The following is a 14,993-nucleotide window of genomic DNA, read 5'->3' as shown; positions in this document are numbered from 1 at the left end:
CACCTCAAGAGACAGCCTAATGTCCTTTAAGAAGTATAGCCCAGCGTCTTAAGCATATTCTCCTCAGTCTGATCCTCAGCAAAAAGACGATGGGTAATCTTACCCGTCTCATCTCTATCTATCAATACATGCTTGGGTGCAGGTATCAAACAATGTTGAATTCCTCCATATCCACCAAGGGATTCTTGATAAGCTCCCGTATGGAAAAATCCAATGTATTGCGTTTTTCCTTTTTCTACTTTGGGAAGATAAATATTAAACTGATGCGCTTCGGAGTTGTAATAGTCCATGCTGTCACAAGTCAGGCCTCCGAGAGAAATGTTATGATACTCTTCTTCCCAATTGTTGACAGCCAGCATGATGTACTTTTGATTGAGACCCCAGCTATCTGGCAATTGAGTGATAAAAGAGCCATCGATCATGTACCAGAGCTCTTTGTCATTTTGGAGCTTCTCTTCTAACACAGAATACAGGACCGCTCCACTTTCCCCGACGGTATAGCTACCAAATTCGGTAAAGATATTCGGTTCGGTCGTGTTGTTTTTAGCACACATCCATTTGATATTTTTGACGATTTGATCTGCCATGTATTGGTAGTCATAGTCAAAAAACACATTGGTTTTAATGGGCCAACCGCCTCCAATATCCATCGTATCGAGACTTGGGGCTATTTTCTTAAGGTCCACGTATTTTTGAATAAAGCGCGTCAATTCGGACCAATAATAGGCAGTATCTCTTATCCCCGAATTGATGAAGAAATGAAGCATTTTCAAGCTTACCTGAGGATTATCCTTGATTTTTTCCTCGAAGAGACGAATGATATCATTGTACCTTACCCCTAGCCTTGAGGTGTAAAATCCAAATTTAGGTTCTTCATCTGCGGCTATTCTTATCCCTACTTGAAAAGGCACTTTGACATGCTCAAGGTAATAATCGATTTCAGTCAAATTATCCAGAATAGGAACACAGTTTTTGAAACCGTCATTGAGCAATTCGGCAATGTATTGCTTGTATTTTTCACGCTTAAAACCATTGCAAACAATGTAAGTGTCCTTGGTGATTTTGCCTTTGGCATAAAGACTTCTGACCAATGGAATATCAAATGTGGAGGAAGTTTCGATATGAATATCATTCTTCAGTGCCTCATCCAATACAAAACTAAAATGGGAAGATTTAGTGCAGTAGCAGTAAGTATATTTCCCTTGGTAGTTATGCGTCTGAATGGCATTATTAAAATAAGTCTTGGCATTTTGAATACTCTCAGAAATCTTGGGCAAGTACGTGAGCTTTAGCGGTGTGCCGTAGGTTTGAATGATTTCCATGAGATTCACTCCGTTGAAAAACAATTCATTGTTTTCCACATGAAATTCTTTGGTAGGAAAGTCAAAAGTCTGTTGAATTAGATCAATATATCGGTTCATTTGCCCTGTTTTATAGATTTCTTTACAAAAATTGCTTTTTCTAATTGGATATCAAATCAAATACTAAAAATCCCCTCAAAGGTTCCTCTTGTTTGGAGAATTAAGGGATTAAAATCACCTATTCCTAGGAAAGGAAATGAATTTCTGAAGTTTAAAAAAATGGATAAATGGGGCTTTTTAGCTACTTTTGCGCACTCTAAAAATTACACCCAAATTACTTTTATGCTTATGAGAGATATTAAATTGGTTGAGGTTCGCTCAGAACTCGCCGCAGGCACACGAGGAGCTAGCTTGGGAATAGATGCCTTGAAGATCGCCAGCTTGGACAAAAAATCAGATTTCTTCACGCAGTTTGACCCGATCAATGTCCAAGACGCCAACAATTACCTCTGGAAAGGCAATAAGTATCCAAATGCCAAGTACATTGATGGAGTTTATCAGGTATTAAAAAACGTCTATTCTACCATCGAATCCCTCAGACTGGACAGAAAATTCCCCATCGTCCTAGCCGGAGACCATAGCACAGCAGCGGGTACCATCATGGGAATCAAAGCCGCTGACCCGGATAAACGCTTGGGCATCATTTGGATTGACGCCCATGCAGATTTACACACTCCCTTTACTACTCCATCCGGCAATATGCACGGAATGCCCTTAGCGATGGTTTCTCATTTGGATAATTTGGAGTCCAAAGTCAACGAACCCTCAGAAGAGACACTTACTTATTGGGAAAGAATCAAGCGAATCGGTGGTGACCAACCAAAAATCAACCCAAAGGATATTGTATTTATATCCGTAAGAGACACGGAAGCTCCTGAGGATTTTTTAATGGAAAAATACGGAATCAGAAATTTTAAAACACAGGAAGTAAGGGAGCAAGGGATTTCCAAAATTGCAGCCCAGACCTTAGAAATTTTAAAAGACTGTGATCAAATCTACATCTCCTTTGATGTGGATAGTTTAGATACCTCCATCTCTGTAGGCACTGGCACACCTGTACCGGACGGACTCACTGTGGAAGAGGCAATCACCCTCAATGCAGAATTAATCAAAGACAAGCGGGTGTGCTGTTGGGAAATAGTAGAAGTCAATCCTACCTTAGACACTGAAAACACCATGGCTGAAGCTGCATTTGAGGTACTTGAAATCACTACCAAATCACTTGTAGATCACTTCTAATTCGAAAAATACACTCCTAATGATCAAGTAAAAATCATAGGAAAACAGCGCATTTAACTCATCAAGATAACATGACCATCCAGCAAAATATCCTTTCAGCAATTCAGCAGGCTTTCAGAGAATTGTTTCAGGAGGAATTGGCCTTAGATACACTCAGCCTGGCACCTACTCGTAAGGAGTTTGCTGGGACTTACACTTTTGTAGTCTTTCCTTACCTAAAAATCACCAAACTAGCACCTGAGGCCACTGCAACTCAAATTGGGAATTTCCTAAAGAAAAACTGTAAAGATGTTAGTGATTTTAATGTGGTCAAAGGTTTTCTAAACTTGGTACTGAACGAAAACACTTGGATAGACGTCTTTACACAGCTTTATTCCAAAGGTCAAATCGGGCAGCTTCCCGCCAACGGGCAAAAAGTGATGGTGGAATACTCCTCCCCAAACACCAATAAGCCACTTCATCTAGGCCATCTTCGCAATAATTTCCTAGGCTACGCCGTGGCTGAGATTCTCAAAGCTAATGGATACGAAGTCATCAAGTCCAATTTGGTCAATGACCGTGGGATTCACATCTGCAAATCTATGGTGGCTTATTTGCACTTCGGGAATGGGGAAACGCCAACTTCATCCGGGCTTAAAGGGGATCACTTAGCGGGAAAATATTATGTGCTTTTTGACAAGGAATACAAAAAACAAATCAAAGAACTCCAAAATCAAGGTCAATCCGAGGAAGATGCCAAAAAGAATGCGCCTATTCTCTTAGAAGCTCAAGACATGCTTCGCAAATGGGAAGCAAATGATCCCGATACTGTTGGACTTTGGAAGCAAATGAACGAGTGGGTGTATGCGGGCTTTGATAGCACCTATAGAACCATGGGTGTGGATTTTGATAAATTCTATTACGAGTCTGATACTTATTTACTTGGAAAAGATATCGTAGAAGAAGGCTTGGCAAAAGGGGTTTTTTATAAAAAAGAAAACGGCTCGGTATGGGTTGACTTGACCGAAGAAGGCCTAGACGAAAAGCTTGTCTTGCGCGCAGATGGCACTTCTGTCTACATCACACAAGATATGGGCACGGCTGATTTGAAATACAATGATTTCAAAATCGATAAATCAGTTTATGTAGTTGGAAATGAGCAGGATTATCACTTTGATGTCTTGTTTAAAATCATGAGAAAGCTCGGCCGACCCTATGGACCGGGTTTGTATCACCTCTCCTACGGAATGGTAGATTTGCCCACAGGGAAAATGAAATCACGAGAGGGTACAGTGGTAGATGCCGATGACCTGATGAAGGAAATGATAGCTACGGCAGAATCCCATACCAAGGAATTGGGCAAAATCGAAGGATTTGATACGGAACAGGCCAAGGAGCTTTACGAAATTCTGGGCTTAGGGGCATTGAAGTACTTCTTGCTCAAAGTAGATCCTAAAAAGCGAATGCTTTTCAATCCTAAGGAATCCATAGAATTCCAAGGCAATACAGGACCTTTTATCCAATACTCTCATGCTCGCATCGCTTCTATCCTTCGCAAGGCAGATCAGATTGGTGTAGATTATCAACAAGCCGACTTTTCCAAAATCGATCAATTGGCGGAATCAGAATCTTCCTTGATTTTGGTTTTAAATGACTTTGAGAAAAAAATCAAACAGGCAGGCGCAGAATTTTCCCCGGCCATCATTGCTCAGTACCTCTTTGATTTGGCTAAGGAATACAATCGATTCTATGCCGATGTGCCTATTTTCTCTGAAAACGACACCGATCTATTGGCATTTCGGGTAGCTTTGTCTTCTCAGACAGCCAAAACAATCAAAAAAGGAATGAGTTTGCTTGGTATTGCAGTGCCTGAAAGGATGTAAGCGGTGGTCCGTCTTGAATGAATATTCACCAAAGATAACCTGCAAAAAAAACAGACTTACCTTTACAGGAAACCTGAGCGTCCACTAACCTCTAATTTTATTACAATGAAAAAACTTCTTTCAATTCTCATGCTTACGGCCACCTTAGCTTGTGGCAAAACATTGGAGCGCCCAGCTGATTATATATCGAGCGAATCAACCCTTAATCAAGAAACCATGGAAAGTAAATTTTACGATTTCAAGCTCAAGGATCTCGACGGAAACGAAGTAAGTTTCGAGCAGTTTAAAGGCAAAAAAGTTCTACTCGTCAATGTGGCTTCCAAATGTGGCTATACTCCACAATATGAAGCCCTGCAAGAGCTCCATGAGAATTACGGTGACAAAATCGTCATCTTGGCCTTTCCTGCCAATAATTTTGGAGGACAAGAACCGGGCAGCAATGAGGAAATCAAAGAATTCTGTTCTGCCAACTATGGCGTAACCTTCCCTGTTTTTGAGAAAATCTCTGTCAAGGGATTTGACAAACACCCACTTTACAGATGGCTTTCTGACGAAAAAGAAAATGGATGGAATAATCAGGAGCCTTCATGGAATTTCTGTAAATATTACGTCAACGAAGCAGGGGAATTAGAAAAGTTCTTTCCCTCTTCTGTGACACCCCTAGATGAACAAATACTTTCACTAGTATCTCAGTAATAACTATTAATCAGTGGATAAAGAATTAAGTTCTAAAAAAGAAGCCTGGCTACATGCAGTCAGGCTTCGAACTTTACCCCTAGCCCTAGCCAGTATTTTAGCAGGTTCCTTTTTGGCAGCATATGACAGTGACTTCCGCTGGGAGGTCTTACTTTTGGCCGCACTGACGACAACCTTTTTACAGATTCTGTCAAACCTTTCCAATGATTACGGAGATTCGGTTCACGGAGCAGATTCAGCTGAGCGAGAAGGTCCAATCCGAGCTGTTCAATCAGGTCTTATCAGCCTTTCCGAAATGAAAAAAGCCATGATCCTTTTTGGAGCTTTATCGCTTATCTCTGGTTTATTATTGATTTTCATTGCACTCCAGGATTGGAAGCTTTTCCTTTTATTTCTAGGCTTGGGTTTGTCAGCGATTTGGGCGGCCATAACCTACACTTCGGGAAAAAATCCCTATGGCTATGCCGGCCTGGGAGACATCTCAGTTTTCTTGTTTTTTGGTCTTTTGGGTGTATTAGGAACGTATTTCCTTCATACCCTCTCCTTTTCTCCCGCTTCACTATTGATCGCTTCTGCTGTCGGTTTTTTTAGCACCGCAGTTTTGAACATTAATAATATTAGAGACATAGAATCAGATAAAAATGCCGGCAAAAAATCAATCCCGGTGAGGATTGGAAAAAAATGGGCCATCACCTACAATTGGGCTTTGGTGGACCTTGGTAATATCAGCTTGATTCTATGGGCTATTTTGTCAGAGCATTACTACTCATTATTAGCCTTAATTGCTTTGCCACTGATGATCTTAGTCGGACTAGGGGTACAAAGAGCCAGTTCTTCGAAAGAAACAGATCCTTTTTTGAAAAGAATGGCATTAAGCACCTTACTATGGGTACTCCTGTTTGGACTAGGGATTCTTTTTTGATCATTCGGGTTCAAATCCTTTTTTGATCTAAAAAATCTGTTAATTTGGCATAAACATTAACCTTTTTGACAATGACCAAAATACTCGTACCCTACGATTTCTCTGAAAAAGCACAATTTGCTCTAGATTTCAGTATTGCCCTTGCAGAGCGACTGGACAATGTCCATGTAGAAGTACTTCATGTGATGGAAATCCCTGCAAATACTGGATTTGGTACCATGGGAGGTGGAGAAATGATTCCTGAAATGGAAAATCAAATCTTCTTTATTGAGCTTACCAATAGAAGAAAAACCCAAATGGCCGATTTGGAGAAGAAATATGAAAAAAGCGATTTCAAATTTTCTACCAACTTGAAAATGGGAAATGCTTTCAAAGGCATTTACGAATCGATCGAGGCCGAAAAACCTGATCTTGTAGTGATGGGTTCTCAAGGTTCCTCCGGATTGGAAGAAATCTTGATCGGTAGCAATACCGAGAAGGTTGTTCGAAATTCACAATGTCCCGTGGTCACGATCAAGAGTGCCATTCATCCTAAGGACATCAAAAAGATTGTATTTGCCAGTGATTTCAGAGAAAACTCACCAGAAGTAGCAGCAAGAGTGAAGCGATTAAAGCATTTATTTGATGCGGAGCTATATTTCGTTATTGTCAATACGCCGGGCACTTTTGAGACAAGTCGTGAATCACTTCAGCGAATAAGATACTTCACCAAGCAGTTTAATTTCGAAAATGTGAAAGCGGAAATCTACAATTCCCTTTCCGAAGAAGGTGGCATCATCGAGTTTGCAGAGGATATCAAAGCAGACCTGATCGCAATGGCAACCAACGGGAGGACAGGGTTTATGCATTTGATCACAGGAAGCATCGCAGAAGACGTAGTTAATCACGCAAAAAGGCCTGTTTGGACCTTTAGAACTAAAGAATAATAACAAAAGCCTGCCTTAAGATGCAGGCTTTTTTTAATTTTGGCTATGGCAAAAAGAAACAACGACTGGAAGAAACGTGACGGAATGGTCTATTCGACCGATGACCGCTTTGAGTTTGATTACGATTCGGAAGAAAACCAAAACACACTTCCCCCTGCGCAGCAAAACCTCAAAGTCATGTTGGACAAAAAAGCCCGAGCAGGCAAGCAAGTTACGCTTGTCGACGGATTTGTAGGCAGTGAAGATGATTTGAAAGACTTGGGTAAAATGCTCAAAACCAAATGTGGTGTAGGTGGGTCAGCTAAAGAGGGAGAAATCCTGATTCAGGGAGATCACAGGGATAAGGTACTTCAGGTGCTACTCTCAGCGGGATATAAGGCCAAAAAATCCGGTGGTTGAGTGGAAAAGGATGCTTAGAAGCTTTAATTTTTAACGGATGTATTCGTATACACTTTTTCAGCTTAGGCTATACCCCATGCTTCCATACTTAGCCTGGCAGGCAAGTTCTGTCAAAAAAAGATTCCCACTTCCTCCAGCCCAAAGTGAACGCTTGATCCCAGGAAGTGGACCTGATCAGTACTTGATTTTGGGAGAATCTACTGCAGCAGGTGTCGGAGCTTCTGATCAAAGCCAAACACTAGCAGGTAAATTCTATCAAGCCCTTGGACCGGAAATACAAGTCTACAACTTTGGGAAAAACGGAATTCGTACAGGTGAGTGCTTGCCTTATTTCAGGAAAGATCTCGAACAGCTCGCAGGAGAAAAAGAAGGAATACTCCTGTTTTTGGGAGCTAATGATTCCTTCAAACTAACCCACCCTAAACGTTTTAAGCAGCAACTCCAAGAACTGATTGGATATCTCGAGCATAGATTTCAACCCAGTTGGATCTATTTAGCGGACATTCCTCCTGTTCATTTATTTCCTGCCTTTCCCAAAACACTTCAATCCTACCTCAAAATCCAGCGCAGGTACCTCACATCTGAAATGCAGAATTTGGCATCCGCAAACCCAATCTTGTACTATCAAACTCTCCATCTAGACCTAGAACCGGACTTCTTTTCTCAGGATCTAATCCATCCTTCGGACAAAGGCTACCAGGCCATCATGGACTTTACTCTGGAGGTGATACCTAAAAAAGCATGATTACTTTCAGCAATCACTCCGTAAAAGGATGTTGAGTGTTTTAAGAATTTACAGTTTGATTTTGAAACTTACTCCAAAAACCTACGCTTTCGATCTCAAATGAATTTAACTTTTAAAAAACAGTTCGCGGACTTGCCTGTTTGATAGGGGAACGTATATTTGCTTTCGAAATGAAACAACTCATCCCCGCAATTGAGATTTTTAATGCCCCGCTTCATAGAGACGGGATGCATCATTTCCATCATTCCCATTGAGGAATATTTTTATACCCCCACCCGGTGACGCTGATGATAGGGATTCGGCCATTCACCACTAATTTATTACCAGCCTTTTATTTCTAAGTGTAACTTGCATCATGGAAAAAATAATTCGCATCGCTGTCCAAAAAAGTGGCAGACTATCCGATGATTCTCTCAGCCTGATCAAAGAATGTGGAATCAAATTCTACAACGGAACAGGTAAATTAAAATCAACCTCCACCAACTTCCCCATCGAGTTTCTATTCCTCAGAGACGATGACATTCCCGGCTATGTTGCTGATGGAGTGGCAGACTTGGGGATTGTAGGAGAAAATGAGCTTGTCGAAAAAGACAAAAAAGTCAAAACCCTCAAAAAACTAGGGTTTTCTAAATGTAGACTTTCCCTAGCCATCCCCAAAGGACAGGAATACAATGGAATACAGTATTTTGAAGGAAAAAATATAGCCACCTCCTATCCGAAAATTCTTGGGGACTATTTAGCCTCCAAAAATATATCTGCAGACATTCACGAAATCTCCGGATCTGTGGAGATCGCTCCTTCTATCGGCTTGGCAGAAGGCATCTGCGATATCGTCAGTTCAGGCTCCACGCTGATGATGAATGGACTCAAGGAAGTAGAAGAAATCTTCAAATCTGAGGCAGTGCTGATCGCCAATAGTCAATTGGAGGATTGGAAATCAGAAATAGCAGAAAAACTTCTCTTCAGAATCAATGCTGTTCAAAAAGGCAAAAGCAACAAATACGTCCTTCTTAATGCACCCAATGCATCACTGGACAAAATTATCAGCTTGATCCCCGGTATGCGAAGCCCTACTATTTTGCCACTTGCCCAAGAGGGCTGGTCTTCTGTACACTCGGTACTCAGTGAAGATCAATTCTGGGAAAATATCGAAGAACTTCGAGCGGCAGGTGCTGAAGGAATCTTGGTAGTACCGATTGAAAAAATGGTCATCTAAAAATTTTTGTACGTATGAATATTCTTGTAAATCCCGCTCCTTCTACTTGGAAAAAAGAATTGGCCCGTCCTGTTTTTAAAACCAAAGAGATCAACAAAATAGTTAAACCCATCCTAAGAAAAGTCAAACGGAACGGGGATAAGGCTTTATACAAGTTTGCCCATGAATACGATCATGTTGACTTGGATAGCTTATTGGTCTCAGAAGAGGAGATTTTGGCTGCTTCTGCCGCCTTAAGTCCTGAGCTGAGACAAGCTATTGAGACTGCCAAAGCAAATATTGAACGTTTTCACCAAGCCCAAGCTAGTCCCGAACTGGTAGAAGAAGTCATGCCCGGTGTGCTCTGCAAACGCAGAAGTGTAGCCGTACAGCGAGTGGGATTATACATTCCGGGAGGTACTGCACCCTTATTTAGTACTGTTTTGATGCTAGGAGTTCCGGCCAAGATCGCTGGATGTAAAGAAATTGTCCTTTGTACGCCTCCCAATCGAGAGGGAAAAGTGCACCCTGCTATCCTGTTCACCGCTCAGTTAATTGGGATCCACAAGATTGTCAAAGTGGGCGGTGCACAAGCCGTGGCGGCCATGACCTTTGGGACAGCATCAGTGCCTCAGGTGGATAAAATATTTGGGCCGGGCAATCAATTTGTGACCGCAGCCAAACAACTAGCTACCAAATACGGAGTGGCTATCGATATGCCGGCGGGGCCTTCAGAAGTGTTGGTATATGCTGACGAATCTGCAGTTCCTTCCTTTGTCGCCGCAGATTTATTGTCTCAAGCTGAGCATGGAGTAGATTCACAAGTAGTGTTGGTGACTCACACAGAAAAATTTGCGAAAAAAGTACTGAAAGAAATCAACAAGCAGCTCGAAAAGCTTTCAAGAAGAGATATAGCCAAAAAGGCCTTGAATAATTCTGTAGCAGTGGTATTGCAAGATGAAGATGAGGCGATTGCCCTTATCAATGAATATGCTCCCGAGCACCTTATTATTTCTGTGCAAAAAGAGGAAGAAACAGTGGATGCTATAGTGAATGCCGGATCTATTTTCATAGGAAATTATACACCTGAGTCTGCGGGAGATTATGCTTCAGGCACCAATCACACCCTGCCCACTTACGGCTACGCGAGAAACTACAGCGGAGTATCACTTGATTCCTTTGTCAAAAAAATCACCTATCAAAAAATAAGTCCGGAAGGCTTGAAAAACCTCGGACCTACAGTAGAAATCATGGCTGAAAATGAGCTCCTTGACGCACACAAAAATGCTGTGACCATCAGACTCAATTACCTGAAAGAAAATAATTTATGAGTTTCGACCTGAATTCTCTGCTACGTCCCCATATTGCCAAAATCCAGCCTTATACTTCGGCTAGGGATGAATATTCAGGTAAAGAAGGGATATTTCTAGATGCCAATGAGAACCCCTATGGCTCTATCACCGATGAAGATTTCAACAGATACCCTGACCCCTATCAGCTGGCTTTAAAAACCGAAATATCAAAAATAAAACAAGTAGACCCGAGTCAGATATTCTTGGGAAATGGCTCCGATGAAGCCATTGACCTTTTATTTAGGGCATTTTGCAGGCCAGGAAAAGACAATGTGATTCTCCTACCTCCCACCTACGGCATGTACGAAGTAAGTGCTGCGATCAATGATGTGGAGACCAAAAAGGTATCACTCAGCATAGACTTTCAATTACAGGTGGATTTGATCTTCGAAAAGGTAGATGCAAATACCAAAATCATTTTCATTTGTAGCCCAAATAACCCTAGTGGCAATAAGGTCAATCGCCAAAATATCCTCTATATCCTTCAAAAATTCGAAGGTATAGTAGTCGTAGATGAGGCCTATATCGATTTCAATGACGAACCGAGTTTTACGACGCATCTCAGTGAATTTCCCAATTTATTAGTCATGCAGACCTTTTCCAAGGCTTGGGGTTTGGCATCACTTAGACTCGGGATGGCTTTTGCTTCTAGAGAGCTGATACAGATTTTAAATAAAATCAAACCACCCTATAATATCTCCGGCTTGACTCAAGATACCGTATTAGAATCCATCCAAAATGTTGGTAAAGTTAACCGAATGATTGCGGAGATTTTAGAGGAAAGAGCTTATCTAGAAAAGGAATTGTCAAATTTGACTTTTATTCAAAAAGTCTTCCCTTCTCAGGCTAATTTTCTCTTGGTCAAAATGCCAAAAGCAAATGAGGTATATCAGGCGCTTATAGATTCAAAGATCATCGTCCGCAACCGATCTAAGGTGGTCCTTTGTGAGGATTGCCTCCGCATTACAGTAGGCACACGATATGAAAATGAAACCCTGATAAGCGCACTCAAAAACGTTTTTTCAGAAATCGAAAATTAGTAGCTAGACTTAGATAAACTCGCTGCAAAATTTTCAAAGAATTAGCGAAAAATAGGAGCTTAGAAATTGAAAAGCTCGCAAATCAAAAATTGTTAATGAAATCGAGCATGACAAAAAGCGACACACACTGGGATAACTATCAAGTATGCAAGATTATCCCGAATCAAGTTCGGGACAGGTAGTGACCTTTGAAAATCAATTATAGACACATGAAATCGAGCACGACGCAAACGACACACAGAGGCATGCCCCGATGGATCGGGGAAAATGTGCGAGATTCCATCTGACCTCTAAAAAACAAATTATAATCAGATGAAAAAGAAAGTTTTATTCATAGACCGAGACGGCACGATCATCAAAGAGCCACCTACGGATTATCAAGTAGATAGCTTGGAAAAGCTCGAATTTGTGCCCAAGGCAATTTCCAACCTTCGGAAAATCGCCGAAGAAACCGATTTTGTACTCGTAATGGTCACTAATCAGGATGGATTGGGCACGGATTCATTTCCCGAAAAAGACTTTTGGCCTGCACAGTACAAAATGCTAAAAACCCTGGAACAGGAAAATATTCAATTTCAGGCCATTCATATCGATAATAGTTTTGAACATGAGAACTTACCCACAAGAAAGCCTGGAACGGGGCTCTTGGAGGAATACTTCTCTGAAGAATACGATCTCGAGGGAAGCTTTGTGATCGGTGATCGTTTGACCGATATTCAACTGGCCAAAAATCTTGGTGCACAAGCGATTTTCATTGGAGAACCACAGCGGGATGCATTACTTTCGACCAAGGACTGGGATGAGATCTATCAATTTCTCAAATTCCCTTCGCGCACAGCAGAAGTCAAAAGAACTACCTCTGAAACAGACATTTTCATCAAGCTCAACCTAGATGGAAAAGGCATCTGTAAAATCAATACGGGCTTGCATTTCTTTGATCACATGCTGGAGCAACTCGGAAAGCATGGTTCGACGGATTTGGAGATTCAGGTGAATGGCGATCTGCACATAGATGAGCATCACACCATAGAGGATACTGCATTAGCGCTTGGAGAGGCTTATCTGCAAGCCCTTGGCAGCAAAAAAGGAATCTATCGATACGGATTTCTTTTGCCTATGGATGATGTCTTGGCTCAGGTAGCAATTGACTTTGGAGGGAGACCTTGGATAGTATGGGAAGCTGAATTTAAGCGGGAAAAAATAGGCGATATGCCAACAGAAATGTTTTTCCATTTCTTCAAATCCTTCTCAGACACGTCAAAATGTAACCTGAATATCAAAGCAGAAGGGGAAAATGAGCATCATAAAATTGAAGCTGTTTTCAAAGGTCTAGCAAGAGCCATAAAAATGGCCGTACAGCGTGATCCAAAAAACCTTGACCAACTACCTTCTACTAAGGGAGTTCTCTAAGTTAAAAAAGTAAAAAAAGGGATAGAATTTTTTAAAAATAATTTTCTATCCCTTTATTTTTTTGTTTATTTAGCCATGCTACGAAAAACTCATACACCAACTATTTTACTGCTCGCCGTTTTATTTTCTTCCTGCCAATCTACCTTACAAAATGCCGAGCGTCTTTTTTACAATCAGGAATACGAAGAAGTCATCTCCGAGCTTAATCAATACCTCTTTTTTCAAGTCACAGACCTAAAAGCCCTGCACCTCAGAGCAAGGTCCTATGAAGAACTTGGCCGTATCCCTGAAGCCATAAAGGATTATGAACGGATCATTGACCTCGACCCCAACTATGCACAAGCTTTTGCAGGAATTGGTAAGATCTATTATCAGGAAAAACGCTACAAGGAAGCAGAACTAGCCCTCCTCAATGCCGCCAAAAAAGACCCTAAAGATTATCAGATTCTCTATCATTTAGGCAAGGCTCTCTTAATGACCGAGAGTTACAGACAGGCTGATGAGTTTTTCCAAAAAGCCAAAGAAATCAATGACAAAGAGCCCAAACTGCACTATTATCAAGGAATGGCCCGGGCCTATTTGGGCGATGTCCTCGGCTGCGCGGCTTCATTTAATACCTATGTGAAGTACGAGCCTGACAACATGATCGGGAGATACAACAGAGGCTTTGCCTTAATGCGAGCAGGCTATCCTCATTGGGCTTTAGAGGATTTTGAAGCGGTACTGAAGCAAAATCCCAAGCATGTGGAAGCTTTAGCCAAAAAAGGCATTTGCATGACCCAAATGGGAAACTCCCAAGGCTGTCTGTTTATCCAAGAAGCAGCGAGTAAAGGTTCGGATTATGCTCAGAGTCACTTGGACCTATGTAGCTAAATTTACAATAAGCGATCGCTGAGTGCCTTGATATAGTTGGGAATAGCTTCTGCAGTACGGTCGAGAAAGAGATAGGGCTCGATCAGTTCCAACTCCATCAAATAAAATTTCCCATCGACCAACACACCGTCGACTCGGGCATAGAGCGAATTAGAAGCAAACTCTCGTATGAAACTTTTAGCTGTTTCAAGTAAATGCGCTGTTGGCTCGATCACACTTATCGTTCCTCCGAAATAATGCTGAACTCTAAAATCTTTTTTGGCAGGAGTTTTCAAAACAGCATGAGAGAAAATCCCATTAAAGAAAATCAGAGAATACTCCCCTACACTAGCCACTTCGGGAATGAAAGGCTGCAGCAAAAAGGCCTCTCCCTCCAGTAATTTTTGAAGCTTTGGAGCATAATCCTCCCATTCATTGACCGGAATTTTAAAGGTATTCTTTGCTCCCCCACTCACTAGGGGCTTGGCTACCAAAACTTCTTGGTCAAAATGCTCTTTTATTTCCTCTAGCTTGGGAATTGAACCTTTTTCTAGGAGTTTTCCAGCGATCACAGGGAAGCCTTTTTCTTCTATTTCCAGCAAATACGACTTGGAGCTATTCCATCGAATGGTATCCAAATCATTGAGCACGGGAATCCCCAACTCATTGATTTTATCCATCCAGGTCAAAAACTCAGGATAATAATCAAAATAATCCCAAACCGACTTGATCAGCAAGGTAGAATAGGAAGACCAATCAACTTGGGGGTCGGACCAGGCGACGATTTCATTGGAAAATCCAAGGTCAGTAAGTATGCCAGAGAGAATTTCGTTTTCATCGACAGTGTTGGCATCGTAAGCACCTGTTGAAAAATAGCTAACTATTGCAATCTTTGTTTCCATAGGGGTGATTTTGCTGCAAATGTAGCTTTTAAGTAAAATTAGCAAGCACCATTCTTCAAAAACTCCTGCTAAAGATTACTTTTGGACTTTAG

The 14,993-nt window shown here is 41.4% G+C and carries 14 protein-coding genes; 12 read left to right on the top strand and 2 right to left on the bottom strand.

Annotated elements, in window-relative coordinates; all coding sequences use genetic code 11:
* Positions 1-26: 26 nt before the first annotated feature.
* The gene (locus BLQ57_RS15375) at positions 27-1,421 is read right to left on the bottom strand and encodes an arginine decarboxylase (RefSeq protein WP_087940444.1); all 1,395 of its coding nucleotides are present in this window, start codon (positions 1,419-1,421) and stop codon (positions 27-29) included.
* Positions 1,422-1,649: 228 nt separating this feature from the next.
* Here BLQ57_RS15375 and BLQ57_RS15370 point away from each other — a divergent pair, with 228 nt between their 5' ends.
* From BLQ57_RS15370 to BLQ57_RS15315, 12 genes are all read left to right on the top strand, one after another.
* Positions 1,650-2,600 carry an arginase gene (locus tag BLQ57_RS15370; RefSeq protein ID WP_087940469.1) on the top strand — a complete coding sequence of 317 codons (951 nt, stop codon included), beginning with the start codon at positions 1,650-1,652 and terminating at the stop codon, positions 2,598-2,600.
* 71 nt (positions 2,601-2,671) lie between these two features.
* Entirely contained in the window at positions 2,672-4,462 is a 1,791-nt protein-coding gene (gene argS / locus BLQ57_RS15365) for an arginine--tRNA ligase (RefSeq protein WP_087940445.1), read from the top strand.
* Between the two features lie 105 nt (positions 4,463-4,567).
* Positions 4,568-5,158 carry a glutathione peroxidase gene (locus BLQ57_RS15360; protein WP_087940446.1) on the top strand — a complete coding sequence of 197 codons (591 nt, stop codon included), beginning with the start codon at positions 4,568-4,570 and terminating at the stop codon, positions 5,156-5,158.
* Between the two features lie 13 nt (positions 5,159-5,171).
* Entirely contained in the window at positions 5,172-6,080 is a 909-nt protein-coding gene (locus tag BLQ57_RS15355; protein WP_087940447.1) for a 1,4-dihydroxy-2-naphthoate polyprenyltransferase, read from the top strand.
* 71 nt (positions 6,081-6,151) lie between these two features.
* Positions 6,152-7,006: a universal stress protein gene (locus BLQ57_RS15350; RefSeq protein WP_087940448.1), complete on the top strand. Its 855-nt coding sequence runs from the start codon at positions 6,152-6,154 to the stop codon at positions 7,004-7,006.
* Between the two features lie 45 nt (positions 7,007-7,051).
* On the top strand, positions 7,052-7,405 hold the full coding sequence (locus BLQ57_RS15345; RefSeq protein WP_087940449.1) for a translation initiation factor: 354 nt from the start codon (positions 7,052-7,054) through the stop codon (positions 7,403-7,405).
* 76 nt (positions 7,406-7,481) lie between these two features.
* A complete protein-coding gene (locus BLQ57_RS15340) occupies positions 7,482-8,150 on the top strand; it encodes an SGNH/GDSL hydrolase family protein (RefSeq protein WP_169712776.1) in 669 nt (222 codons plus the stop codon).
* Positions 8,151-8,505: 355 nt separating this feature from the next.
* Positions 8,506-9,366 (top strand): ATP phosphoribosyltransferase, encoded by an 861-nt coding sequence (gene hisG / locus BLQ57_RS15335; protein ID WP_087940451.1) that lies wholly within the window; start codon positions 8,506-8,508, stop codon positions 9,364-9,366.
* Between the two features lie 14 nt (positions 9,367-9,380).
* Positions 9,381-10,676, top strand: coding sequence for a histidinol dehydrogenase (gene hisD, locus BLQ57_RS15330; RefSeq protein ID WP_087940452.1), 1,296 nt, complete (start codon positions 9,381-9,383; stop codon positions 10,674-10,676).
* Positions 10,673-11,737, top strand: coding sequence for a histidinol-phosphate transaminase (gene hisC / locus BLQ57_RS15325; RefSeq protein WP_087940453.1), 1,065 nt, complete (start codon positions 10,673-10,675; stop codon positions 11,735-11,737). The genes hisD and hisC overlap by 4 nt, the downstream gene beginning before the upstream one ends.
* 312 nt (positions 11,738-12,049) lie before the next feature.
* Complete coding sequence (gene hisB, locus BLQ57_RS15320) at positions 12,050-13,147, top strand: bifunctional histidinol-phosphatase/imidazoleglycerol-phosphate dehydratase HisB (protein ID WP_087940454.1); 1,098 nt, start codon at positions 12,050-12,052, stop codon at positions 13,145-13,147.
* Positions 13,148-13,222: 75 nt separating this feature from the next.
* Positions 13,223-14,020, top strand: coding sequence for a tetratricopeptide repeat protein (locus BLQ57_RS15315; protein ID WP_087940455.1), 798 nt, complete (start codon positions 13,223-13,225; stop codon positions 14,018-14,020).
* 2 nt (positions 14,021-14,022) lie between these two features.
* Here BLQ57_RS15315 and BLQ57_RS15310 read toward each other — a convergent pair whose 3' ends face one another.
* Positions 14,023-14,901 (bottom strand): ATP-grasp domain-containing protein, encoded by an 879-nt coding sequence (locus tag BLQ57_RS15310; protein ID WP_087940456.1) that lies wholly within the window; start codon positions 14,899-14,901, stop codon positions 14,023-14,025.
* Between the last annotated feature and the right edge of the window lie 92 nt (positions 14,902-14,993).

The sequence above is a fragment of the Algoriphagus faecimaris genome, assembly GCF_900101705.1.
Lineage (GTDB): Bacteria > Bacteroidota > Bacteroidia > Cytophagales > Cyclobacteriaceae > Algoriphagus > Algoriphagus faecimaris.
The sequence above is the reverse complement of the archived record's forward strand: the minus strand, read 5'-3'. Positions and strand labels throughout refer to the sequence as shown.